Here is a 24,111-nt window from a genome sequence, read left to right on the forward strand (position 1 = left end):
GGGGCTGAGTGGCGGCCTGTTGGGGATGGGGCGGGGGGAGTGTGGCCGGTGGGAGAGGTCGGCGCGGGGAGGGTGGGGGCGGCGGAGGGGGTTGTCGGTGCCGGGGTGCGTGGGGGAGGGCCGCCGGTGGGTGGGCCGCCAGAAGGAGGGCCACCAACGGGGGGACCACCTGAGGGAGGGCCACCAGCAGGAGGGCGGCCGGAAGGTGGGCCGCCTGCGGGAGGACCACCTGCGGGCGGGCGACCAGAAGGGGGGCCACCACCGGGCGGGCCGCCTGCGGGCGGGCCGACGGTGGGAATGGCGGTGGGGGTGTCGTAGTGGGACTTGGCACCGCCGATGCCGCCGGAGACGCCGCCGGAGACGGTGGAGCGGAACAGGTCGCCCGCGGTCAGGTCCTGGCCGGTGACGGCGGCGTTGATGACGGTGGAGCCCGCGCCCTCGGCCATGCCGCGGAAGGCGCCCTCGGCGGTGCGGCCGGGCAGGCCGGTGGCGCGGGTCGGGATGAAGTCCATGCCGCCGCCGACCAGGCCGGAGATGGCGCCCGACAGCGCGGCGCCGCCGGTCTTGGCCAGGTCCCAGCTCTTGCGGTCGCCCTTGGCCATCTGCAGGCCCTGGATCGCCGCGTCGATGGCGACCTCGGTGAGCACCTCGCGCAGGATCGCGGTGATCAGCTTGCGGAAGATGATCTGCACGGTGATCCGGGTCGCCGCCTGCGCGACCGGGATGCCCGCGCTGGTCGCGCCGAAGGTGCCGAACGCCGCGGCGATCAGCGCGGCGATCTCGATGGCCAGCATGATCAGCGCGGCGATGATCGAGTACTTGGCGTACTCCACCTCCAGCGCGCAGTTGTCGCACGACTCGCCCAGGCCGTCGCAGGCGGCGCGCAGCTTGGTCAGGTACGCCTCGTCGCCCTCGACGAACTGCGCCCAGTACTTCTCGAACGCCTCCGCCGCGGGACCGTCCATGCCGCCCATGGCCTGGCTCGCGGCGTTCTTGGCCTGCGCGATGACGTCCTCGACGCCGCCGCCCGCGGTGCGCCACGCGTCGGCGAGCGCGCGCAGCTTGTCCTCGTCGCCCTCCGGCCAGCTCTCGCCGACCACGATCGGGAACAGCCAGGTGATCTCGGACGGGATGGTGATCGACACGCGGCTCAGCCCCGGATCGCGGTGAGGCCGTCACCGCTGCTCTGGTCGGTGCCCTGCTGGCCGGCCACCGACTCCGTCAACGCCGTCTTGATCGCCTGCAACGCCGTGGCCAGGTCGCCGAACGCCTGGGTCATGCCCTCGACGGCGGGCACGTAGTCCTTGGCGAAGGCCTGCCCCGACTCGTCGCCGCCCCAGCAGGCGCCCTGCGCGGACAGCGCGTCGGTCAGCGCGCGCTGCGCGTCGGCCAGCAGGTCACCGGCCGTGCCGTACCCGTTCGCGCCCGAGCGGACCGCGTTGGGGTCGATGCCGAACCCGGTCATCGCCGCCCCCCGAACACGCCGCCGAAGTCGTCGTCGTCGTCCTCGGCCGCGTGCCGCGGCGCGGCGGGCGGGGGCGTGGCGGCGGCGGGCGGGCGCAGCAGGTCGGCGAACGACGGCGCGCCCTCCACCAGGCTGGACAGGTCCGTCCCGGCCTGCAGCGGCGCCAGCAGCGCGTCGACCTGGTCGCGGGCCGACCCGGCGGCGGCCTGCGCGGTCGCCACCACCAGCCTGGCCAGCTTCTCCGGGGTGGACCTGGTGAACGCGGTCGGCGCGAGGGTCAGCTCGGTCAGCACCCCGGCGGGGTTGACCACCGCGCGGACGAGGCCGTCCGGGGAGGTCGCCGAACCGGTCACCGCGGCCACCCTGCCCTGCGCGTCCGCCAGTTCGCTGGTGCGCCGGTTCAGGTCGGCGAGCAGGCCCGCCACGTTCTCCCGCATCGCCGCGTTGCGCGCCTCGAGCCGGGCCCGGTGCTCAGCTGGGTCGGTCATGCGTCCCCTCCGATCGACTCTGGGACACCCCTGCGACGCGCCGCGGCCCGTTTTGGATCCCCCCAGGTTGCCATCAAACCTAACGCGTCCACCTCGGGCCAGGAGTGGACGGTCTGGCCTAGACCTCTGGGAATTCCCATCGATCAAGGAACTCCGGCAGCGTCATGCCCAACAGGACAGCGTCCCAGTGGCGACCGCCGAAGAACTCGTGCGCCCGCAGCCGTCCCTCTTCGACGAACCCCAGCGACCGGTGCAACGAGAGAGAGGCCTCGTTGAACTCGTAGACCTTGACCTCGCACTTGTGCAGTCGCTGCTCGCTGAACATGTAGCCCAGCAGCAGCGTGATGGCCTCCCTGGCATACCCGTTGCGCTGGTGCTGGTGGCCGACGCCGATGCCGTAGCTGAACCGCCCCGCCCGGCGGTCCACCCCACCGGTCGACAGCGAGCCCACCAGTTCCCCCGTCCGCCGCGACTCGATGGCCAGGTCGAGGTCGTCGCCGCCGTGCGAGGCGCGCGTCTTGGTCGACTCGCGGAACCACGCCGCGGAGCGGGGTGGGTACAGCCGGTCGACCGCGCGCGCGTCGGCGCTGTGCGCGTCGAAGGACTGGAACACCTCCCAGTCCGCTGGTTCCACCCCGCGCAGCCGCACCTTGGTCCCGGTCCAGAACGAGCTCATCCGCCGAGTGAACCAGGCGGGCCGCGCGGGCTGCCTGCGGTTTTCGGCTAGTCCGCGCGCTCGCGCATCGGCACCGCGAACCACAGCAGCATGATCAGCGCCGCGCACACCCCGGCGATGGCGAACGCCGCCCAGCCGCCGATCACCATCTCCGCCAGCAGCAGCACCGACGCCGCGACCGCCAGCGACAGGCACACCAGGCCCGCGATGGTCGTGCGCGTGGCCAGCCGCATGATCTCCTCGCGCTTGCCCTGCCGGAACAGGATCCGGTGCCAGGCGGCGGGCGCGGTCAGCAGCCCGACCGACGCGACCGCGAACAGCACCGCGACCAGGTGCGTCGCCCGCTCGAAGGTGTTCGCGTCGCGGACGTAGACCTCGGTGAACGCGATGGACAGCAGGAAGCCGAAGAGGATCTGCACGCCCGCTTGCGCTACCCGCAGCTCTTGGAGCAGTTCGTGCAGGTTGCGGGTCAGCCGCTGCTGGTGCGTCTCCTCGCTGTCGTCCTGGCTCGCGGCGCCGGGGGTGCCCTGCTCGATCGTCATCCGTGACTCCTGGTTCGCGCGGTGGGGGACCTGATCCGAACATTCCTCGGGAAGTCCCATCGCAAACCGGACATGGCACGGCCGTAGGATCGGGTCGGGTACCCATCGACCAGGAGGTTCACGTGGCTGTCGAGGTCGTCGACGTTGCCGAGCGCGGCCGGTTCGAGGCCCGGGTCGACGGCGCCGTCGCCGGGTTCGCCGAGTACCTGCGCGGCGACAACCTGGTGGTCTACCCGCACACCGAGGTCGACCCGGCGTTCGAGGGCAAGGGTGTGGGCGGCGCACTGGCCAGGGCCGCGCTGGAGGACGCGCGGACCCGCGGCCTGCCGGTGCTGGCGACCTGCCCGTTCATCGCGGCCTGGATGCGCCGCCACCCCGAGTACCTGGAGCTGGCCTACCAGAACCGGTCCACCGCGGCGGACTGACCCGCTAGCGGCGGTGCTCGGACAGGATCCGCCGCAGGTAGTCCTCCAGCGGGACGGTCCGGTCGTCGAACTCGACCTCCACCGGCGCCGGGTACGGCTCCCAGCCGGAGATCAGCGCCCGCACCACGGTCCCGTCGTGGCGCAGCGCCGCGCTCTCGCCGCGGGCGACCGGCACGTACACCGGCCGCACGGTCGCCTGGGCCATGCTGATCACCACGCCCCGGCCCAGGCTCCAGCCGCGGACCTCGCCGGGTTCCGGCACCACCCGGTGCCGCACCTTGGCGCCCTCGGTCGTCTCCCGGTGCTCGCCGCGCGGCAGCTTCTCGGCGTGCTCCACTGGCAGCGGGGCGGGCAGCAGCCCGGCCGCGAAGGCCGCCGCCGGGAAGTCGCGCACGGCCTGCTCGACCTGGGCGATCACCTCCGGCCCGACCACCTTGCGCCGCTCGGCGTCCCGGGCCAGCCACCGGGGCCAGGCCAGCGGGTCGAGCAACGTACTCAGGTCGATCACGGCGTGATCGTACGTCCGACCACCCCCGGCGCTTCTGCGCGGATCCCCTCCCGGCACGCACGGCAGCCTAGGCGCGTCCGGTTAACGCCACCCTGGGGCCGGATGTCATCTCCGTGCGCTGACCCGGACCGCCTCTGGCGCACACGCACCGTGATCAGCGCCTTCGCGACACGCCCCGCCGCGGCCGACGTCCAGACCGGACAGTCCGGTCTGGACGCTCGGTCCGCGGCCGCGCGGTGATCAACCTCATGGCCGGGTCCCCTTGAGACGGTCGCCACAGCGCTCAGAGCCGGGGCGCCACCTCGGCGGCGACCAGGTCGAGGTGGTCCAGGTCGGCGATGTCGAGCACCTGCAGGTACAGCCGGGTGATCCCGGTGCGCTCCCGCCACAGCCCGATCCGGTCGACGACCTGCGCGGGCGTGCCTGCCAAACCGTTGGCCCGCAACTCGTCCACGTCGCGGCCGATCACCCCGGCCCGGCGCGCCACCTCGGCGTCGTCGCGGCCGACGCACGCCACCAGCGCCACGGACTTGGTCACCGACGCCGGGTCCCTGCCGATCTGCGCGCACGCCGCGTCGACCCTGGCGAACTGGGCCACGGCGTCGTCGATCGGCGCGAACGGCAGGTTGAACTCGTCGGCGAAGCGCGCGGCCAGCGCCGGGGTGCGCTTGGGCCCGCCACCGCCGATCAGCACCGGCGGACCGGGGCGCTGCGCAGGCTTGGGCAGCGCGGGGGAGTCGGCCAGCCGGTAGTGCTTGCCGGAGAAGGAGAACCGCTCCCCGTCCGGCGTCGCCCACAGCCCGGTGATGATCTCCAGCTGCTCGGCCAACCGGTCGAAGCGCTCGCCGAGCGGCGGGAACGGGATGCCGTAGGCGGTGTGCTCGTCGTCGAACCAGCCGGTGCCGATGCCGAACTCGACCCGGCCGCCGGACATCTGGTCGACCTGGGCCACCGAGATCGCCAGCGGCCCGGGGTGGCGGAAGGTGGCGGCGGTCATCAGCGTGCCCAGCCGGACCCGGCTGGTCTCCCTGGCCAGACCCGCCAGGGTGGTCCACGCGTCGGTCGGCCCCGGCAGGCCGTCCGAGGACCCCATGGCCAGGTAGTGGTCGGACCGGAAGAAGGCGTCGAACCCGGCGTCCTCGGTGTGCCGGGCGATGGTCAACAGGTCGTCGTAGGTGGCGCCCTGCTGCGGCTCGGTGAAGATCCGCAGTGCTGGGGCGGCAGACTCGGTGCTCACCCCAGCCAGGCTAGCCGCGCGAGTCGACCAGGGCTTGGACGCCGTCGAGGATTCGGGAGAGGCCGAACTCGAAGACGTGGTGGGGGTCGTCGGCGGCGCGGCCCACGGCGGTGACCACCGCGGCGGCCAGCGGGTAGCGGGTGTGGTCGAGCAGGGTGGTCAGCACCGGGCTGTGCGCGGCCCACCACTGCTGTTCGCTGACCCCGGACTCGCCGTCGCCGTCGGCTTCCACCGCGCGCCGGGCCGAGGTCTCGGCGTGGCCGATGACCAGGGTGAGCACGGTGTCCATCTCGGTCTCGGTGAGGCCGATCCCGGCGACGGTGCCCAACTCGTAGTCGTACTTGGCCATCACGTTGGGGCCCAGCGGCGGGCGGCTCACGCCGACCCGCAGCATCCACGGGTGCCGGTGGTAGAGGTCCCAGTTGCGCCGCGCCACCTGTTCCAGCCGCGCCCGCCAGCAGTGCCGGTTGTCCTCGGCGACCTCGGGTGCGGGGTGGTGGGTGTCGGCGTAGACCGTGTCGAGCATCAGGTCGACCAGCTCGGCCTTGCCGGGCACGTAGGTGTAGAGCGACATCGTGCCCACGTTGAGCTTGTCGGCCACCCTGCGCATCGACAGCGCCGAGAGGCCGTCGGTGTCGGCGACCTCTATGGCCGCGGCCACGATCCGGTCGACGCTGAGGTCACGCCTGCCGTTGCGGACCGGCGCCTGGGTCTGCTTGCGCCACAGCAGCGCGAGGCTGCGCGCGGGGTCGCCGCCCCCGCTGTGGTCCTTCGTCGCGTCCTTTGCCATGGTGGCCCGATCCTAACTGGTCCGCCTCGGTGCGGTCGGCGACGCACAGGCCCGGGCCAATCCGGCCACCCGCGGATCACCGACCGTGATCGGTCCCAACGTTCGCGTGTGGACGATCGGCGTGCCCGGCTGACTCGACTCGGCCATTCGTCCCCTCCTGTACTGCATAGGGATACCAGCGGCGATCCGACCCGCGCCCGCCGCCCTGGCGTGGCGCGCCCGGCGCGCCGTGCCGGTCGCCGAACGGGCGGGTGCGCGCGCGCCGGTGTGCCGAACCCCACCGTACCCGAGTTCGTACGGTATACGCCGGTGAATGCGCGAGGCCCGGACCGACTGCCGGTCCGGGCCTCGCGACGTGCCGCCTTGGTCAGTTGGCGCTGACCGCGCGCAGTTGCTCGATGCTGGTCAGTTCCGCCTCGCGCACCGACACACCCCGCGCGTGGGTGACCCGCCACAGCGTCGTCACGCTCTGCAGGGGGTGCAGGAACCAGCCCCACGCGCCGATGACCGGCAGCGAGCGGGCGACCCGGCCGCGGGCGCGCCGCTCGCTGCGCGAGTGCCAGCCGATGTGCAGCTCGAACAGCAGGATGCCCACCGCGGCGGGCGCGGCGAACATGATCGACGCCTCGATGCCGTAGCCCTTGCCCGCCGCGTGCTCCCAGTTCAGGTAGACGCTGCCCGCGAGCAGGGCCAGCAGCGCGAACCGCGGGCCCGCGCCGGAGTACGGGGACAGGGCGTAGCGGTGCGCGAGACCGGCGACGATCAGCGCGGAGGCGTCGAACACCAGCGACACGACCGCCGCGAGCGGGGTCGGGATGCTGAACGCGCGGGCGTACTCGAACAGCGACCACCACGAGATGCCCATGGCCGCGACCAGCACCACGATCCAGGCCATGTTCGCCGACCAGGACAGCACGGTCGGCATCTGGGAGGTCAGCGGCGCGGCGGGCTCCAGCAGCGGGTTGGGCACCCGCTCGGCGCGCGCGGTGACGTAGGCGTCGACCGGCTCGACCTGCTCGGCCACCACGACCGCGTTGCCGACCTTGGGCGCCTCGGCCACCGCCGTGCCGGGGGTGGCGCGCTCGTCGTCGGCGTCCACGGCCTCGACGGTCGGGTGCTCGGTGGCGGGCTGCTCGGTGGCCTGCTGAGCGGTGTCGGTGTGCGCGGTGTCGAGCTGGGCGGCGCTCTGCTCGGCGGTGCTCTGCTGGGTCGCGGTGTCCTGCTCGACCGCCGGGGCCTGCTCGGGGGCGGTGCTGCTGTCCGCGGGGAGGGTGATGGTCGCGGCTGCGGAGTCTCTGTCGGTGTCCACGGTGTCCGAGTCGGGGTTGGGGGTACGGGGGGCGGGCAGTGCCTCCGCGGCGGACGCGGGCTCCGCGGGGGGAGCGGGCACGGTCTCGGCGGGCGCGGTGTCGGTGGGCACCGCCCCGGTGGCCGCGGCGTTCTCCTCGGCGGTGGCCGGGCTGTCGGCGGCGGGGGCGACCGGGGTGAGGCCGACCACGGTGGGCGACTCGTCGGCGGGCGTGCCGTCGTGCTCGGTGGAGCGCAGCGCGTCGAGTTCCGCCAGCAGTTCCGGGCTCATCGCGACCAGGTCGCCGGTGTCGCCGATCTTGTGCTCGCCGCGCCAGGTGTTGATGATCCCGGTCGCGTACGCGCGGGTGACGCCGTTGACCCCGTAGGCGGCAAGCCACTGCTGGACCGCGTGCGTGGTCGGCGGGTCGACCTGCGCGCACGCGTAGCGGATCTTGTCGGCCAGGGTCGCCTTGGCCGCGACGGCCTCGGCGTGCTCGGGGTCTATGTCGATCTTCGGACTCACCTGCGCGCTCCTGTCGAGTGGATGGCGGATGACGCGGGACCCGGTGTCGAGTCGATGGGGTGAGAGCACTCTGTCGGACGCCCCGATCGCTCGTCCACCCGGGGGGTGCCAGCCGTGACCGCAGATCAACGATCTTGACCCACTCGTGCCCTCCCCGTTATCAAGGTCGCCCCGACCTGGGCTTTCCCGTCCTTTGTGGAGCGCCCGCGCCAGGCCAGCGCCAGCACCACGACCAGCAGCGACAGCACCGGTCGCGGTCCGCCTGCCACGGTTGACAACACCCCGTCACCCAGCACCGCCCCGATCGTGGCGGCGAACACCCACACCGGTGCCGTCGCCGGTTTCGGCCCCGCCGCCCACGGTGTCCGCCCGCCCGGCTTCACCACCGACAGCCAGGCCTGCACGGCGATCGCGGTGACCATCACCACGCTCCCGACCAGCTGCGGCACCGGCGCCTCGACCTGCTCGCCCGCCCGCGCCGCCGCCACGGTCTCGTTGAGCCCCACCGAGAGCACGAAGATCCCCACGTTGAGCTGAACGACCGTGACGACGAACTTCACCAGCACCCACCAGTGCCGGAAGAAGCCCCACGAGGTCGCCGCGGACAGCACGATCCCGGTCGCGGCGGCGGCGTTGGCCATCGGCGCCAGCAGGGTGGTGTCCACGATGTGGGCGAACTCGGCCGAACCCGACCGCAGCGCCGGGTCCTCGGTGACCCTGCCCACCACCAGGAGGGTGAGCAGCGCCAACGCCTGCGCCATCCACCCGACCGAGGTGAGCACGTGCAGCCAGACGGTGCTCTGCCGCCAGCGGTTCTTCCCCATGTCGATCACCGTGGCCCGGCGGTGGCGCGGTCCGCTTCCTGTGAGATCCCCGGGTAGACCCTGGATTCACCCCCTAGGGGATGCCTACGGTGGGATGACCCGACCCGTGGAGGCTGGACCGTGACCGAGCGGTACTCGACCCTGTCGCACCTGGAGTGCCCCAAGTGCGGGGCGCGCCTCGACGCGACCGTGGTGCAAGGCACCTGTGACTGCGGTTCGCCGTTGTTGGCGCGGTACGACCTGGACGCCGCGCGGGGGATGTCGCCCGCTGGACGTGCTCCGACGCTCTGGCGCTACCACGAGGTGTTGCCGGTGTCGGCCGAGTCTGCGGTGGTCAGCCTGGGGGAGGGGATGACGCCCCTGTTGCCTTTACCGGTGCACGGTAAGCGCATCGGTGTGCCCGACCTCTGGATGAAGGACGAAGGTCTTGTCCCCACCGGGTCGTTCAAGGCTCGCGGTGCTGCGGTGGGTGTGTCCCGCGCGGCGGAGTTGGGGGTTCGAGGGATCGCCATGCCCACCAACGGCAACGCGGGTGCGGCGTGGGCGCTCTACGCGGCGCGGGCCGGGCTGCGGTCGCTGATCGCGATGCCGGTGGACGCGCCGGTCATCACCCGTGCGGAGTGTGTGGCCGCCGGTGCTGAGCTCTACCTCGTCGACGGCCTGATCTCGCACGCGGGCGCTTTGATCCGCAAGGCGTTGGCGTCGCGGCCGGACTACCAGGACGTGTCGACGCTGAAGGAGCCGTACCGCATCGAGGGCAAGAAGACGATGGGGTACGAGATCGTGGAGCAGTCGGGCAGGCGCGCCCCCGACGTCCTGCTGTACCCGACCGGCGGCGGGGTCGGGCTGATCGGCATCCACAAGGCCCTCGACGAGATGCGCGAACTGGGCTGGCTCACCCCCGAGACCCGGCTGGTCGCGGTGCAGGCCGAGGGGTGTCGGCCCATTGTGGACGCTTGGGAGGCGGGGGCCGCGGAGAGCGTCGCCCCCGCCGCGCCCACGACCATCGCCTTCGGCATCAACGTCCCCAAGCCGCTGGGGGACTTCCTGATCCTGCGCGCCCTGGCCGAGACCGAGGGCACGGCGGTGGCCGTCACCGACGAGGAACTCCTTGCCGCGCAACGGGAACTCGCCGCCGACGAGGGTGCTTTCGTCTGCCCGGAGGGCGCGGCCTGCTTCGCCGCCCTCATCCGCCTGCGCGAGTCGGGCTGGCTGCGCGGCGACGAGCGCGTCGTCGTCCTCAACACCGGCTCCGGCGTCAAGTACCCCGACACCGTCCGAGTCGACGTTCCCACCATCTCCGCGGACGGCGCGCTCCCGGACCCCGCCTAGGGATCAGGCCCGCGCCTGGGGATCAGGCCTGCGCGCAAGGATCAGGCCTGCGGCGACGAGACCGGCGCGGACCGCTGCCGCGGCGCGACCTGGTCCGGTGGCAGGCCGCCGCTGTCGAGCAGGCCGAGGAAGACGTCGACCACCGCCGGGTCGAACTGCGTGCCGCGACCGGCCAGCACCTGCGCGCGCGCCTGCTCCGCGGTCAGCGCCGCGTGGTGCGGCCGGTCCGACAGCATCGCCACCCACGCGTCGCACACCGCCACCACGCAGGCCTCCGCGCGGATCTCCGCGCCGCGCAACCCCGCCGGGTAGCCCGTGCCGTCCCAGCGTTCGCGGTGCTGCCGGATGACCTCGGCGACGGCCGTGTGACCGGGCACGATCGACACCATCCTGGCGCCGTGCGCCGGGACGGCCCGCACCAGCTCCCACTCCGCCTCGGTCAACCCGGCCCGCCTGGTCAGCACGGTCCGCGGGACGGTGATCTTGCCGATGTCGTGCAGCCGCCCGGCCAGTTGGGCGATCCCGGCCGCGCCGTCGTCGAGACCGGACTCGACCGCGAGCAACCGCGCCAGCCGGGCCACCGCGCGGCTGCGCTGCCTGCCTGCCAACAGCGCGTCGACCTCGTCGGCGACCAGGTGCAGGTAGTCCAGCCCGCCGCCGGTGGCGTCGAGGCGGTGGGGCGAGTGGCCGAACACGACCTGGTCGCGGCCCGCGGCCTTCGCGGCGTAGAGCGCGCGGTCGGCGATGGACACGAGGTCGTCGGGGGTGGTGCCGTGCGCGGGGTAGACGGCGGTGCCGATCGACACCGTCACCGGGATCCGCCGCTGCGCGGCGATCGGGATCTCCGTGCCGGACACCTCCTGGCGCAGCCGCTCGGCGATGATCGGCAGCGTCCTGGCGGTGGCGCCCGGCAGGATCAGCGCGAACTCCTCGCCGCCGTAGCGGGCCAGCACCTCACCGGCGCGCACGGTGGCCCGCAGCCGCGCCGAGATCTCGACCAGCACCTGGTCGCCAGCCGGGTGCCCGTGCCGGTCGTTGATGGTCTTGAAGTGGTCGACATCGGCGATGAGGACCGCGACCGACCCGCCGGTGCGGCCTGCCCTGGCGATCTCCAGCGGCAGTTGCGCCTCGAAGAACCGGCGGGTGTGCAGGCCGGTCAGCGCGTCGGTGATGGCCAGCCTGCGCTGGTCGGACACCAGGGCGGCGAGCCGGGCGATGGTCAGCGCGAACAGCAGCGCGCAGGTCCCCGCGACCACCGGCACATCGCGCACCGACCCACCGGCCCACTGCACGAACAGCACGGCCGGGGCGATCAGCGCGGCCGCGGACAGGCCCGCGATGCGGAACGGGCTCAGCGGCGCGTCCGGCACCGGCGAGGGCTCGGCCATCGCCCGCATCGTCGGGTGCAGCGCGCTCGCGCCCAGCGCCAGGTTCCCGGCCAGCCAGATCGCGTCCAGGAAGTTGCCCGCCTGGAAGGTGCCGTTGAGCTGCTGCACCACGTAGATCGTGTCGGCCGTCATGATCGCGGCGAGCCAGCCGAGGAACAGCCCGAACGCGGGCGGGCGGGCGCCGGGGCCGAGCACGAGTCCCAGTGCGACGGTCAGCAGCGCCAGGTCCATCACCGGATAGCCCAGCGACACGACCTCCACCAGCAGCGGCGCGCCGAGGCGGGTCTGCGGGCCGATCACGTACAGCCAGGACAGCATCGCCGCGACGACGGCCAGCGTGCCCGCGTCCAGCAGCCCGGCCAGGCCGCGGCCCGGGGTGCGGCGGCGGATCAGCAGCACGATCCCGGCCACCGCCAGCGGGTAGTGCGCCAGGTAGAACGGGTCGGCCGGCGACGGGTACGTGGTGAGGTCGAGCGCGTAGTGCAGCAGGTAGAAGATGCTGTCCGCCAGCGCGTAGACCAGCTGGCTCGCCGCGATCAGCAGCCAGGGCAGCCACGGTCTCGGCCGGTAGCGGGCCAGGCCGACGAACACCGCGACCGCGGCCGAGGCGCTGATGAAGCAGTACAGCACCACCCGCAGCGGGAACCCGCCCGCGGTGACCGGGGCGAGGTAGTAGAGCACGACCAGCGCCGCGCCCGCCGCCAGGTACAGCACCCACGGCCAGCGCGACGCGGCGGCGGGCGTCACCGGCGTGACCGCCCCGGTGCGCGGCCGTCCCCGGCGCGCGCGGCGCGTCGAGATCGGACGGATGCGGCGTAGTCGACCACTCGGACAGAGTGGCATAGCGGGATTCCGCCCCGCGACACGACTCGACTGGTGATCGTCACGTTAGGCCGAACGTGTGTCGCCCGGGGTGGTGCCGAGGCACCGGCGGCCACCCCGGGCGTCACGCTGGGTCAGCAGCTCAGGTTCGACCCCGGGGTGGTTCCCAGCAGCTGGGTGAACCGCTGGTAGGCGTTGATCCGGCTCTGCACCTGCGCCGGGTTGCCGCCGTTGCACTCGAGGGCGCCGTTGATGCTGCGGATCGTCTCGCCGAATCCACGGCCGTTGACCATCGCGTCGTGCGGGGTCATCGTGCCGGGGCCCTTCTGGGTGTTCCAGTACCAGAGCGCGGTCTTCCAGGCCACGGCCGGGTCCCGCTCCACCAGGAACGGGTTGCCGAGCAGGTCGATGCCCAGCGCGTCACCGGCGGCCTTGTAGTTGAAGTTCCAGCTCAGCTGGATCGGGCCGCGCCCGTAGTAGGCGGCCTGGCCTGCCGGGCAGCCGTAGGGCTGGGCGGCGTCGCAGTAGTGCGGGTAGTTCGCCTCGTTGATCTCCTTGATGTAGACCAACCCGCCGGTCTCGTGGTTGACGTTGGCCAGGAACGCCGCCGCCTCCTGGCGCTTGGTGGTGTCCGTGCCGGTGTTGGCGAACCCGGGGTAGGCGGCCAGCGCGTCGGTCAGGCCCTTGTAGGTGTAGAAGGTGTTCCGGCTCGGGAACATCTGGTTGAACTGCGCCTCCGACACCACGAAGTTGCCCGCGGGGGTGGAGGTCGTCGTGGGATTCGAGGTGGTGGGGTTCGACGTCGTGGTGGGGTTCGACGTGGTGGGCTGGGTGCCGCAGGTGAAGGGGTCCCAGTACCAGGTGCTGACCACGGGGCTGTAGCCCGGGTTGTCGTGCTCGGCGATGTAGTACTTGCCGTCGGTGAAGCGGACGATGTCGCCGGTCTTGTACTGCTTGCCCTGGACCCAGTCCGGGTGCAGGCAGCCGTCCGGACCGGTGGTCGGGGTCGTCGGCCGAGTGGTGGTGGTCGTGGTGGGCCGGGTCGTGGTGGTCGGCGTGGTGCCGCCGCAGGCGCCCTGGTCGGCCCAGACCTGGGCCGTGCCGGGGGTCTCGCCCTGGGTCCACCACTTCGCCGACCAGTTGCGACCGTTGTACCCGGCGGTCTTGCCGCCGGTGTAGACGGTCGCGCTGCTCCACGCGGGTGCGCAGTCGGCGGCGGAGGCGGTGGTGGTGGGGATGAGCAACGCCACCCCTCCCACCGCCGCGACCGCGACCAGCGCCGCGGTGATGCGGTTTCTCGACACGTGATCACTCCTTTGGGGCCCGCTCCGGGACAGGGCGGGCGTGCAGGGATCGGCGACCGCCGACGTGAGGCGGCGGCGCGGCCGGATTTTCAGCTTCGCCGATTGCGCCAACCGGCGTCAAGGTCTAGACCATTCTCTCCGTAATCCAGTGACACCGCCCCGGTGGTGGCGCGGATCGGGTCCGCTGTGGAACGCGAGCGCGGGTCGGCTCCCGCCGACCGGCCGAGCGGAGATGATCTAGGGTGGGGCGGGTCGGGGAGCGACGCACGGGGAGGTCCGCGATGCCGGAGACCGGCAAGGAACTACTGGAGCGGGTGCAGCGCGAGCTGCTGCCCGGGGAGCACGACAACCGGTTCGTCCCCGCCGTGGCGGCGGGCGCCGCGCCACTGGCCGCGCTCGCCGCGCTGGCCGCCGAGCAGCACCGGATCATCCAGAGCGACTGGCGCACCTTCCTCACCCTCGCCGCGCAGGCCGTCGACCCGGCCGCCCGCGAGGTGCTGAGCACGCTGGCCTCGGGGGAGGGCCTGGCGCTGGCCAAGCTCGGTGACTTCGCCGCCGCGTGTGGGCTCGACGACGACGCGATCCGCGCCTACCGGCCGACCCCCGGCTGCCAGGCGTACCCGTCGTACCTGGCGTGGCTCGCGCTCAACGGCAACCCGAGGGACGCGCTGCTGGCGATCCTGGCCAACTTCGCCGCGTGGGGCGGATACTGCGCCACGATCTCGGCGGGACTGCGCGAGCACTACGGCTTCGACGAGACCGGCACCGGGTTCTTCGACTTCTTCGCCACGCCCGTGCCGGAGTTGGAGGAGCTCTACGCGGTGGCCATCCAGCAGGCCCTCGACGGCGGCTGGACCCCGGAGCGCTCGATCGGCTACGGGCGCTTGTTGCAGGGCTACGAGCTGATGTTCTGGAACACCCTCGCCGACATCACCGGGGACGCCCCGGCCTAGGGGCGCGGCACCGCCAACGGCGAACGGCCCCGCTCGACGGCGGGGCCGTTCGCCGTCGGCACGTCTCCCCGGTGCGCTGACGCGGATCCGTCCGTTTCCCGCCGCCACGGCGACATTCGTCCCAAGCGGCGCGCCCGATCGGTCCGTGACGGTCGGGGGCCCAGTGGTTCCATCGGGTGGTGCCCCGCCGCGCGGTGACACGCCGTCGGTACGTACGCGATACGGATGCCAGGCGTCCGTCGTTCGGGTCGTCCGTGCCGAAGGGGGAACGATTTCCGTGCGTGTCAGTGTGCTCGACTTCCTGGTCTGCCCGTCCTGCTCGGGCAAGCTGCGGTTCACCGGCGAGGCCGCCGACGAGGTGGCCAGCGGTGAGCTGCTCTGCGTCGACTGCGGCCTGGACTACCCGGTGGCCGACGGCGTGCCCCGGTTGGTCTCCGCCCGCGAGCGCGACAGCCACGTCGCGGCCAGCTTCGGCTTCGAGTGGCAGACCTTCCACGACGGCGGCTTCGAGTCCGACACCGTGTTCGGCCGCACCATCGACGAGGACGTCGCCCAGTTCCACGAGGTGTTCGACATCAAGCCGGGCGCAGGACCCGACCCGCTCGACGGGCTGGTGGTGGCCGACATCGGCTGCGGCAGCGGCAAGCTGACCGTGGAGCTGGCCCGCCGCCACCCCGGCGCGACCTTCCTCGCCGTCGACGTGAACCCGGCCATCACCGAGGTCGCGAAGGCGGCGGCGGACCTGCCGAACCTGCACGTGGTCCAGGGCAGCGTGTTCGCGCTGCCGGTGCGCGAGCACGCCGTCGACCGGTTGTGGTGCAACGGTGTCATCCACCACACCGGCGCGACCGAGATCGCCTTCACCGGCCTGACCCGGCTCGTGCGCCAGGGCGGGGAGTTGTTCGTCTGGGTCTACCAGCGCAAGGTGAGCCCGCTCGTGCTGGTTCGCGACCTGCTGCGCCCGCTCGGCCTGCACAACTGGTCGCACCGCACGATCTACCGGATCTGCCGCGCGTTGTCGCTACCGACCCTGATCGCGGTCCGGGTGCTCAACACGATCGCGGCCCTGCCGGTGGTGCGGTCCGTGGTCCAGCGCAGCACCCACGCCCGCATCCTCACCCGCCGCAGGCGCTACGACGAGCTCGCGCTCACCTGGTTCGACGTGCTCTCCCCGCGCTACCGCGACACCTACACCGCCGAGCAGGTCGAGTCCTGGTTCACCCACAGCGGGTTCGAGCCGGTGCGGCGCTACTGGTGGCCGGTCGGGGTCACCGGTCGGCGGACCGCGCCGCCGCGCTGAGCCGGTACCCGACTCGTCCCCGACGTCCACATCCGGGCCGCTCCTGTCTACTTCGGAGTGCCCGGTGTGGACGGCGGCGGGCGGGTCGCTCCGCGCGCGGTGCTTCGGGCTGCTAACTTCCACAGCAACCCCCAGCGAACCAGTTTGCGCGATGAGGTGCCCGCATGGCTCAGAAGACCATTGTCCAGCTCTACGACGACCTCGACGGATCGAGCAGTGACGACATCCGCTCGGTCGAGTTCAGCCTGGACGGCGTGAACTACGAGATCGACCTGTCCGAGGCCAACGCCGAGCGCCTGCGCGGCGAGTTGGCCGACTACGTGGCCGCGGCGCGGCGCACCGGTGGTCGCGTCAAGCGCGCCGCCGCCCCGGGCAAGCCCGCGGGCGAGGGCCGCAGCAAGGAGGAGACCAAGGCGCTGCGGGACTGGGCACGCCGCAACGGCCACGACATCTCCGAGCGGGGTCGCATCCCGTCCGCGGTGGTCGAGGCCTACGAGGCCGCGCACGCCGAGCCGGAGCCCGAGGTCGTCGCGCCCGCCAAGACGACCAGGAGCCGCGCCAAGGCCCGCAAGGCCGCGTTCTCCGGCTGAGCAGGCGCTCGCACCGGTTCTCACCAGTTCGGACCAGCAGGGCGGCCCGGTCGGCTCACGCCGACCGGGCCGCCCTGCTGAGCAGGTGTTCCCGTTCCGGGGTGCTGGTCGTCTGCCGTGCTGCGGCCAGGTAGTGCTCACGGGCGGCGGTGGGTTCACCCGCCAGTTCCCACAGGTGCGCGCGTACCGCCGCGAGCCGGTGGTTGGTGCTCAGGCGATCGGCGACGCTGTCGGCGACGGTCAGGCCTGCCCGCGGCCCGTGCACCATCGCAGTGGCCACCGCCCGGTTGAGCGTCACGACCGGGTTGTCCGTCACCCGCTCCAGCAGTTGGTAAAGCGCGAGGATCTGCGTCCAATCGGTGTCCTCGGCACTCGGCGCCTCGGCGTGCACGGCCGCGATAGCCGCTTGCACGGCATAAGGGCCGAACTCTTTACCGCGGGTCAGCGCGAACTCGACCAATTCCGTTCCCCGCGTGATTCTCGCTCGGTCCCAGCGCGCGCGGTTCTGTTCCGCCAGCGGTACTAGGGCACCTTCCGGCGTCATTCGAGTCGCGGCTCTGGCGTCGGTGAGCAGCATCAGCGCGAGCAGTCCCGCCACCTCCGCGTCGTCCGGGCGCAGCCGGTGCACGTGCTCGGTGAGCCGGATCGCCTCCGCGGCCAGGTCGGCGCGGCCGGTGTGCCCCTCGGTGAACACCAGGTACAGCACCTGCAGCACCGCCGCGAGCGAGCCGGGCTCGGCGAACCCCGTCCCGGAGTCCAGGACCCGGCGCTTGGCCCGGGTGATCCGCTTGGCCATCGTGGCCTCCGGCACCAGGTACGCGCGGGCGATCTCCGCGGTGGTCAGGCCCGCCACCGCGCGCAGCGTCAACGGCACCTGCGCGTCCTGGGTCAGCGCCGGGTGGCAGCACAGGAACAGCAGCGCCAGCGTGTCGTCGGAGTCGGGCACGACCACGCCGCCGTCCTCGTCGCGCACCGACCGGGTGGCCACGACCTCCTCGCGGCGCCTGCGGGCCCGCTCGGCGCGCAGGCCGTCGACCAGCCTGCGCGCCGCCACCCGGACCAGCCACGCCTTCGGGTCCACCGGGGTGCCCTCCACCGGCCACTGCCTGTGCGCGGCGATGAGGGCCTCCTGCACCGCGTCCTCGGCGGCGTCGAAGTGCCCGTACCGGCGCACCACGGCGCCGAGCACCTGCGGCACCAGCGCCCGCGCGAGGTCCGCGCGCACCGCTACAGCTCGCCCATGGGGCTCATCAGCGGCCGCACCTCGACGGTGTCACCGGTCGCCGCGACCACCCGCGCGGCGATCTCGGCGGCCCGCTGCGGGGTGGCGCAGTCGACGATGCTGTAGCTGACCAGCACGTCCTTGGCCTCGGCGAACGGCCCGTCGGTGGCGACCGGCGCCCCGGCCGAGGGCCGCACGGTGCGGGTGTGCGCCGGGTCGGCCAGGCCCTCGGCGCTGACGAACTCGCCGGAGGCCACCAGTTCCTGGCCGAGCTCGGCGAAGAACGCGCAGGCGGCGGCCACCTCGGCGGGCATCTGCCCGGTGGCGGTCCACTCGCGGGTGGCGGCCGCCCAGGCCTCGTGGTTGGTGTGGGCCAGCAGCATGTACTTCACGTCGATCTCCTCGAGGTCACCGGCCGCGCCTGCCGCGCGCCGTCGCCCGGGACGTCGTAGCCGCCTCGGTCGCCAGGACACCCCGACCGAAGATAGCGGGAACCCGTCATCCGAGCGCCAAGCGTCCGATCGGGTGGCCCCGGTTGTGCTGCGATAACGCGGTTGCCGTGCGCGAGCGATTACGCGAGGTAGCACCGGGGGCGACGGAGGGGGGCTGGCTGCGTGGCATTGCGTGCGGCCGTCGCCGCGCACTTCCGGCGGACCGAGGGGAAGCTGACGCTGGCCGTGGCCGCGGTGCTGGTCGCCGCCGCGGTGGCGGGGCTGGTGGGGGCGTTGAGCATCGGGCAGCGCGCTGACCTGCTCGCCGACCTGGCCGACCGCCGCGGCGCGGTGAACGCGGCCGCGGGGGAGGCCTACCGGGCGCTGGCCGACGCTGACGCCACCTCGTTCTCGGTGGTGCTTGTCAGCGGCGAGAAGGTCGCCGCGCAGCAGCGGGCGTTCCGTGATGACGTCGTGGCCGCGGCCGCCGCGCTCGATTACGCCACCAAGGCCGTGCCCGAGGTGACACCAACGGCCAGGATCAACGAGCTGACCAGCCAGGCGAGGCGGGCCTACCTGTCGACGGGCACGCTCACCACATCCGAGCGGTTGGCTGTCCTGTCCAGCTTGTTGCCCGTCTACACAGGCCTGGTCGAGGCAGGTTGGGTCTACAGCAGCCGAGTGGACCCTGTCGGTACCTCTTATCTCAACGAGGCGTCCCTGCTGGTCAGGGAAACCATGCTTGATCTGGCCAAGGACCTGCGGGACGCGAACCCCCCGGAGGGCGTGGACTCGTTCCCCTGGTTCGCCGTCGCGGTCGGCCTGGCCGTCGTGCTGCTCCTCGTGGGCATCCAGCGCTACCTGGCCCGCCGCACCCGCAGGCGGTTCAACATCGGGATGCTGGTGGCCACCGCGCTCACCCTCGTCGCGTTCGGCTGGCTCACCGCCGCCTCGCTGGTCGCCGCGACCAACGCCGCCGCCAGCGCCCGGCTCTCGGCGACCAGGCTGGTCCCGCTGACCGAGATCCGCGCCGAGGCCCGCAACCTCGACGGCGCCCAGGCCCGCGCGCTGATCTTCCCGCTGATCGGCGACCTGGACGACCTGACCGCGCGGACCGACCGGTTGCAGGACAAGCTCGCCGCCGTGCGGTCCACCCCGACCGACGCCGCGGCGCTGGAGATCACCCCGCTCGACGTCGCGGGCCTGCACGCGCTCGACGGCGCCGTGGTCGAGGTCGAGCAGTGGCGCGGCGAGATCAAGCGGGACTTCTCCGCGACCCGCCCGCAGTACGCCGACGTGGCCGCCGCCATCACCGCCGACGAGGAGCTCAAGGACGAGCTGGACGGGGTGATCGCCACGGCAGGCCGCGAGGTCGACCAGTCCATCGTGGACGCCAGGGCGGCGCTGGCGGGCACCGACGTGGGGGTGGCCGTGCTGATGGCCGCCGCGGGCGCCGCGGCGCTGGCCGGGCTGTGGCCCCGGATCGCGGAGTACCGATGAGGACGACCACCCGGCTCGCCGCCGCCTTCCTGGTGCTGGCCGCCACGACCGCGTGCACCCCCGCGTCGCGCGGCGCGGTGCCGAGGCCGAGCGCGCCGCAGCCGCAACCGCCCGCCGTGACCTCCGTGGCCGCGCGGCCGCGGTCCACCGGCTGCCAGGGCACCACGGACTCGCTGCGCCCCGACGGCACGGAACTGGTCCGGCTGCCGCGCGGCGGGGTGATCGACCGGATCCGCGGGCGGCAGCTGCGGGTCGGCGTCAGCCAGACCGCGGCCAAGCTCAGCTCCCGCGACCTGCGCACCGGGGCGGTGGCCGGACTGGAGGCCGACCTCGCCCTGGAGATCGCCAAGGCGATCTTCCCCGACCGCGACCCGGCCCGGTTGCCCGGCCAGATCCAGTACGTGGCGATGCCGACCAGGGACCGGTTCCTGGCGCTGGAGACCGACCAGAACGGCCGGTTCCCGCCCGCGGGCAACGTCGCCAAGGTGGACCTGATCATCGCCGACGCGAGCGTGACCTGCGAGCGGGTCGACACCTTCGGCCTGCGGTTCTCCGTGCCCTACCTGGAGACCAGGCAGGCGCTGCTCACCTACCGGGCCGTGGCGGGCCAGTGGGACCCGCGCCAGGGCATCACCGGCAAGTCCGTCTGCTCCGGCGCGGGCACGGTCAACCTGGCCAGGGTCACCGAGCACGGCGGCGTCGCGGTGCCGGTCGTCGACACCACCGACTGCCTGGTGCAGCTGCAGCGCCACCAGGTCGACGCGGTGTCCACCGACGACGTGATCCTGGAGGGCTTCCACGACCAGGACCCCAACACCGAGATCTACCCGTTCCCGGTCGAGATCAAGGACACCGCGGCGGTGGCCGTCTCCAACCGCGACCCCGAGCTGACCAGGCTGGTCAACGCGGTGCTGGAGCGGATGCGCGGCAAGCCGATGCAGGACCTGTACCGCAAGTGGTTCGGCGACCGCCCGATGGTCATGCCGCCCGCCTACTACGAGGGAGGGTGAGCCCGGTGACCGAACACCTGCCGGACCCGAACCGGTCCCGGGCCGTCCTGATCGGCGTCGGCGGCTACACGACGCTGGCACCGCTGCCGTCCGCGACAGCCTCGTTGGACAACCTGCGCGCGGTCCTGACCTCGCCTGACGGTGTCGGCCTCACACATTGCGCAGTCTTGGCCGATCCGAACTCCGCCGCTGACGTGGTCCGTGTGCTCGACCAGGCAGCGTCAGAAGCCGAAGACCTGTTGCTGGTCTACTGCGCGGGCCGCGTGTTGGCCGAAGAGGGTGGTGCGCTGCATCTAGCGACCGTCGGAACCGATGGCCGTTACCTCGCCACGACAGCGCTGCCGCTGGGCGAGATGCGTCGGATTGTGCGGCGCAGTCAGGCTTCTCTGCGCGTGATCCTTCTCGATTGCGTTCCCGGGCACGTGATCGGCGACAGTCTCGACATCGACGGCGTGTTCGTCCTCTGCGTACCGGACCACACACCGGCTCTGTTGGCAGCGTTGCGCGACGGTGTGGCGGGAGAGGGGCCGGTTCTTACCCTGTCCGCTCTCGCGGCAGCGTTGGGCACAGGGCGTGTGCACGACGGTGGGGTCGGGTCGGCGGTGATCTCGCTGAACCCGGTCGACCGGGTCCGGTCGCTGCGCGCCCGGCTCGCCGAGACCGAGACCCTGCTCGGTGAGCTGGCGGGCGAGCACGCCAAGACCACCGACCGGCTCGCCGAGGTCCGCGCCAAGATCACCTCGGCCGACCGGCTGGTGGTCGCCGACGTGTTCGACCGACCGGCCACGGCGGTGCGGGAGCTCGCGGACGCCGCTGCCGCGGGCAGCTGGTCGACCGTCGCCGAGGGCATCGACACCGCGATCGCGCTGGTCGAGGCCGCCTCCGACGCGCTGTCGGTCGCCTTCTCCCGGGCCGAGGGCCTGCTGGCGCGCCGCGAGGAGCTGCGCGGTCGGCTCGCGGTGTACCTGGCGATGGCGGTCCGGGTCGGGCTGGCCGAGGACCCGGAGCTGGCGGCCGCGCACCGCGACGCCCACCGGCTGCTGTGGACCGCGCCCTGCGACCTCGCCGAGGCCACCGTCGCGGTGACGACCTACCAGAACGCCGTGATCCGGAGGCGCGCATGACGGCACGAACCCCGTGTGTCCGGCCGGGGTGCGGCGGGACCTACCTGGAGGACGGGTCCTGCGACGAGTGCGGCTTCCTCGCGCCCGCCAGCGCGAAGGTGACACCACCGCCTGCGAAGTCTCCCGGCACACCGCCATCGGGCAAGGCCCTGTCCGGGAAGACGCCGTCCGGCAAGGGTTCGTCCGGCAAGGGGTTGTCCGGGAAGGGGGCGTCCGGGAAGCGGCCGTACTCCGGGCGGTCGTCGTCGGGGAAGCGGGCGCGGGCGGCGGCGCGCGGCGAGGACACCGGCCGGGGGAGCGTTGGCCGGGGCGAGAGCGGCCGCGGCACCGCGAGCACCGGGCGCCCGCCCGCGCGGCCGGGTGGCAGCCGGTTCGACGCCGTGCGGCTGCCGTGGTTCCCCATGCCCGACCCGGCCGACGCGGTGCTGCCCGACCCGAGGGTCCCCTACGGCAGGCGGGTGTGCCCGGCCTGCGACCAGCTCGTCGGCCAGCCGCGCGGCGACGGTCCCGGCCTGGACGAGGGGTTCTGCCCGCGCGACCGCACGCCGTTCTCCTACGTGCCGAACCTGGCCAAGGGCAGCGTCGTCGACCGCTACGAGGTGCTCGGCTGCCTCGCCTACGGCGGCCTCGGGTGGATCTACCTCGCCCGCGACCTGCACCTGGCCGACGGCACCGCCGACCGCTGGGTCGTCCTCAAAGGACTGATCAACTCGCACGACCAGGCCGCGGTCGACGCCGCCGCGCGCGAGAAGCAGTTCCTGGTCGCGGTCGACCACCCGAACGTGGTGAAGATCAACGACTTCGTCTACCACACCGACCAGCGCACCGGCGTGGTCGCGGGCTACATCGTCATGGAGTACCTGCCGGGGCGCTCCCTGTTCGAGATGCTGCAACGCAGCCGCGGCGAGGACGGCGAACGCGCCCCGCTGCCGGTGTTCATCGTCTTGCGCTACGCCGACCAGATCCTCGCCGCGCTCGGTTACCTCCACCGCCGAGGTCTCGTCTACTGCGACCTCAAGCCGCACAACGCCATGCAGGTCGATCAGGACGTCAAGCTCATCGACCTCGGTGCCGTCATCCGAGCCGATAGCGACAACGACGCCTACGGCACCGTGGGGTTCATGGCACCCGAGGTGGAGAACGGCAGCGACAGACCTACCGTGCACGCCGACCTCTACACCCTTGGTCGCACCCTGGCGGTGTTGAGCTTCCCTTTCGCCGAGTTCAGCGGGAAGTACGTCCACGACCTGCCCGACGACCTGCCCTTCGAAGGCCCGTACGAGTCCTTCGGTCGGCTCTTGCGCCGGGCAGCGCACCCCGATCCCGCCCACCGGTTCACTTCCGCGGACGACATGCGCGAACAGGTACTGGGCGTGCTCGCCGAAGTCTGGGCGTACGAACAAGAAGAGCCGTGCGGGACGGTGTCGACCCGGTTCACCCGCGAGCGCAAGGTGTTCGGCACCGGCGCGGGGATCGTGTCCGCCGACGAGGTCCCCCCGGTGGCGTGGACCGAGGTCCCGGTAAGCCTGCCGAGCCCGTTGGTCGACCCAGCCGACCCGGCCGCGGGGTTCCTCGCCACCCTGGGCGCCATCACCCCGGACCGGCTGATCGAGACCCTGCTCGGCGCGGCCGAGCGCACCCCGGAACTGCTGCTGCGGCTGGTCGACGCGCACATCGTCGCGGGCAGCGTCGACAGCGCGCGGACCGTGCTCGACGAGTTCACCACCGCGCTGCCGGGGGACTGGCGCACCGACTGGTACCTCGGCGTCGCCGCGTTCGCCACCGAGGACCCCGCCGCGGCCGTCACCCACTTCGAGGCCGTCTACGGCGCGCTCCCCGGCGAGTTGGCGCCGAAACTCGCGCTCGCGGCGGCACTGGAATGGCAAGGCGACACCGATCGCGCGTTGGACCTGTACGAGCGCGTGTGGGACACCGACCGCTCTTACGTCAGCGCCGCGTTCGGACTCGCCCGCGCCTACGCCGAGTTCAAGGACTACGACAACGCCGTCGAGGTGCTCGACGAGGTCCCCGACAGCTCCACCCACCACGTGGCCGCCCGGGTCGCCGCGATCCGCGCCGCCCTCGCCGACCCCGGCACCGTCCCCGCCGCGGTCGACCGGCTCGACGGCCTCGGCCTCGACGCCGAACGCCTCGCGCGCCTCGACATCGAGGTCCACGGCGCCGCGCTGCTCGCCCTGGCGGGCCACGCCCCGCAGGCCACCGACGAGCAGGTCGACGCGGAGACCCGCCTGCGGGGGCGGCTGGAGGGCTCCTACCGGGCGCTGGCCAAGCTCACCACCGACCGGGACCTGCGCTCCCGGCTGGTCGACCGGGCCAACGAGGTCCGCCCGAAGACGCTGGTGTGAG

At 72.8% G+C, this 24,111-nt stretch carries 23 protein-coding genes; 9 read left to right on the forward strand and 14 right to left on the reverse strand.

What is annotated here, in order from left to right:
* The 5 genes from BMY07_RS34675 to BMY07_RS30545 all read right to left on the reverse strand — a co-directional run.
* Nucleotides 1–1,145 (reverse strand): WXG100 family type VII secretion target (locus tag BMY07_RS34675; protein ID WP_092786256.1); only part of this gene is annotated, 1,145 nt, incomplete at its 3' end.
* 5 nt (nucleotides 1,146–1,150) lie between these two features.
* Nucleotides 1,151–1,465, reverse strand: coding sequence for a WXG100 family type VII secretion target (locus BMY07_RS30530; RefSeq protein ID WP_092786258.1), 315 nt, complete (start codon nucleotides 1,463–1,465; stop codon nucleotides 1,151–1,153).
* Entirely contained in the window at nucleotides 1,462–1,953 is a 492-nt protein-coding gene (locus tag BMY07_RS30535; protein ID WP_092786260.1) for a YbaB/EbfC family nucleoid-associated protein, read from the reverse strand. The genes BMY07_RS30530 and BMY07_RS30535 overlap by 4 nt, the downstream gene beginning before the upstream one ends.
* A 118-nt stretch (nucleotides 1,954–2,071) precedes the next feature.
* Entirely contained in the window at nucleotides 2,072–2,629 is a 558-nt protein-coding gene (locus BMY07_RS30540) for a GNAT family N-acetyltransferase (protein ID WP_092786262.1), read from the reverse strand.
* Nucleotides 2,630–2,676: 47 nt separating this feature from the next.
* The gene (locus tag BMY07_RS30545; RefSeq protein ID WP_092786264.1) at nucleotides 2,677–3,171 is read right to left on the reverse strand and encodes a DUF6328 family protein; all 495 of its coding nucleotides are present in this window, start codon (nucleotides 3,169–3,171) and stop codon (nucleotides 2,677–2,679) included.
* 122 nt (nucleotides 3,172–3,293) lie between these two features.
* On the opposite strand from BMY07_RS30545, the gene BMY07_RS30550 reads away from it, so the two are divergent.
* Nucleotides 3,294–3,596: a GNAT family N-acetyltransferase gene (locus BMY07_RS30550; protein ID WP_092786266.1), complete on the forward strand. Its 303-nt coding sequence runs from the start codon at nucleotides 3,294–3,296 to the stop codon at nucleotides 3,594–3,596.
* A gap of 4 nt (nucleotides 3,597–3,600) precedes the next feature.
* Here the strand turns inward: BMY07_RS30550 and BMY07_RS30555 are convergent, their stop codons facing one another.
* The 5 genes from BMY07_RS30555 to BMY07_RS30575 form a co-directional block, all read right to left on the reverse strand.
* Nucleotides 3,601–4,104: a hypothetical protein gene (locus BMY07_RS30555; protein ID WP_092786268.1), complete on the reverse strand. Its 504-nt coding sequence runs from the start codon at nucleotides 4,102–4,104 to the stop codon at nucleotides 3,601–3,603.
* Nucleotides 4,105–4,387: 283 nt separating this feature from the next.
* On the reverse strand, nucleotides 4,388–5,341 hold the full coding sequence (locus BMY07_RS30560; RefSeq protein WP_177215891.1) for an LLM class F420-dependent oxidoreductase: 954 nt from the start codon (nucleotides 5,339–5,341) through the stop codon (nucleotides 4,388–4,390).
* Nucleotides 5,342–5,351: 10 nt separating this feature from the next.
* Complete coding sequence (locus BMY07_RS30565) at nucleotides 5,352–6,131, reverse strand: TetR/AcrR family transcriptional regulator (RefSeq protein WP_092786270.1); 780 nt, start codon at nucleotides 6,129–6,131, stop codon at nucleotides 5,352–5,354.
* 367 nt (nucleotides 6,132–6,498) lie between these two features.
* Complete coding sequence (locus BMY07_RS30570) at nucleotides 6,499–7,944, reverse strand: DUF2637 domain-containing protein (protein WP_092786272.1); 1,446 nt, start codon at nucleotides 7,942–7,944, stop codon at nucleotides 6,499–6,501.
* 125 nt (nucleotides 7,945–8,069) lie between these two features.
* The gene (locus BMY07_RS30575) at nucleotides 8,070–8,768 is read right to left on the reverse strand and encodes a hypothetical protein (protein ID WP_218150843.1); all 699 of its coding nucleotides are present in this window, start codon (nucleotides 8,766–8,768) and stop codon (nucleotides 8,070–8,072) included.
* Between the two features lie 120 nt (nucleotides 8,769–8,888).
* Between BMY07_RS30575 and BMY07_RS30580 the strand changes: the two genes are divergently transcribed.
* Nucleotides 8,889–10,100, forward strand: coding sequence for a threonine synthase (locus BMY07_RS30580; RefSeq protein WP_092786275.1), 1,212 nt, complete (start codon nucleotides 8,889–8,891; stop codon nucleotides 10,098–10,100).
* Between the two features lie 41 nt (nucleotides 10,101–10,141).
* Here the strand turns inward: BMY07_RS30580 and BMY07_RS30585 are convergent, their stop codons facing one another.
* Together BMY07_RS30585 and BMY07_RS30590 are read right to left on the reverse strand one after the other, a co-directional pair.
* Entirely contained in the window at nucleotides 10,142–12,235 is a 2,094-nt protein-coding gene (locus tag BMY07_RS30585; protein ID WP_245782749.1) for a diguanylate cyclase, read from the reverse strand.
* A 209-nt stretch (nucleotides 12,236–12,444) separates the two neighbouring features.
* Nucleotides 12,445–13,614, reverse strand: a complete 1,170-nt coding sequence (locus BMY07_RS30590; protein WP_092786279.1) for a glycoside hydrolase family 19 protein — start codon at nucleotides 13,612–13,614, stop codon at nucleotides 12,445–12,447.
* Between the two features lie 281 nt (nucleotides 13,615–13,895).
* Here BMY07_RS30590 and BMY07_RS30595 point away from each other — a divergent pair, with 281 nt between their 5' ends.
* The 3 genes from BMY07_RS30595 (at nucleotide 13,896) to BMY07_RS30605 (ending at nucleotide 16,457) form a co-directional block, all read left to right on the forward strand.
* Nucleotides 13,896–14,567 carry a thiaminase II/PqqC family protein gene (locus BMY07_RS30595; RefSeq protein WP_092786281.1) on the forward strand — a complete coding sequence of 224 codons (672 nt, stop codon included), beginning with the start codon at nucleotides 13,896–13,898 and terminating at the stop codon, nucleotides 14,565–14,567.
* 277 nt (nucleotides 14,568–14,844) lie between these two features.
* Nucleotides 14,845–15,867: a methyltransferase domain-containing protein gene (locus tag BMY07_RS30600; RefSeq protein WP_092786283.1), complete on the forward strand. Its 1,023-nt coding sequence runs from the start codon at nucleotides 14,845–14,847 to the stop codon at nucleotides 15,865–15,867.
* A 164-nt stretch (nucleotides 15,868–16,031) separates the two neighbouring features.
* The gene (locus BMY07_RS30605; protein ID WP_092786285.1) at nucleotides 16,032–16,457 is read left to right on the forward strand and encodes a histone-like nucleoid-structuring protein Lsr2; all 426 of its coding nucleotides are present in this window, start codon (nucleotides 16,032–16,034) and stop codon (nucleotides 16,455–16,457) included.
* Nucleotides 16,458–16,512: 55 nt separating this feature from the next.
* On the opposite strand, the gene BMY07_RS30610 is transcribed toward BMY07_RS30605, so the two are convergent.
* Both BMY07_RS30610 and BMY07_RS30615 read right to left on the reverse strand, forming a co-directional pair.
* Nucleotides 16,513–17,682: an RNA polymerase sigma factor gene (locus BMY07_RS30610; protein WP_092786287.1), complete on the reverse strand. Its 1,170-nt coding sequence runs from the start codon at nucleotides 17,680–17,682 to the stop codon at nucleotides 16,513–16,515.
* A gap of 2 nt (nucleotides 17,683–17,684) precedes the next feature.
* Nucleotides 17,685–18,152: a YciI family protein gene (locus tag BMY07_RS30615; RefSeq protein WP_245782750.1), complete on the reverse strand. Its 468-nt coding sequence runs from the start codon at nucleotides 18,150–18,152 to the stop codon at nucleotides 17,685–17,687.
* 141 nt (nucleotides 18,153–18,293) lie between these two features.
* On the opposite strand from BMY07_RS30615, the gene BMY07_RS30620 reads away from it, so the two are divergent.
* From BMY07_RS30620 to BMY07_RS30635, 4 genes are read left to right on the forward strand one after another with little or no spacing between them, the layout of a single operon-like run.
* The gene (locus BMY07_RS30620) at nucleotides 18,294–19,610 is read left to right on the forward strand and encodes a hypothetical protein (protein WP_143073724.1); all 1,317 of its coding nucleotides are present in this window, start codon (nucleotides 18,294–18,296) and stop codon (nucleotides 19,608–19,610) included.
* Nucleotides 19,607–20,620: a transporter substrate-binding domain-containing protein gene (locus tag BMY07_RS30625; protein ID WP_092786293.1), complete on the forward strand. Its 1,014-nt coding sequence runs from the start codon at nucleotides 19,607–19,609 to the stop codon at nucleotides 20,618–20,620. Before BMY07_RS30620 ends, BMY07_RS30625 begins: the two co-directional genes overlap by 4 nt.
* Nucleotides 20,621–20,625: 5 nt before the next feature.
* Nucleotides 20,626–21,744: a hypothetical protein gene (locus tag BMY07_RS30630; protein WP_143073725.1), complete on the forward strand. Its 1,119-nt coding sequence runs from the start codon at nucleotides 20,626–20,628 to the stop codon at nucleotides 21,742–21,744.
* Nucleotides 21,741–24,110 carry a serine/threonine-protein kinase gene (locus BMY07_RS30635; protein ID WP_092786298.1) on the forward strand — a complete coding sequence of 790 codons (2,370 nt, stop codon included), beginning with the start codon at nucleotides 21,741–21,743 and terminating at the stop codon, nucleotides 24,108–24,110. The genes BMY07_RS30630 and BMY07_RS30635 overlap by 4 nt, the downstream gene beginning before the upstream one ends.
* Nucleotide 24,111: the final 1 nt, after the last annotated feature.

This window comes from Actinokineospora terrae, assembly GCF_900111175.1.
Classification (GTDB): domain Bacteria; phylum Actinomycetota; class Actinomycetes; order Mycobacteriales; family Pseudonocardiaceae; genus Actinokineospora; species Actinokineospora terrae.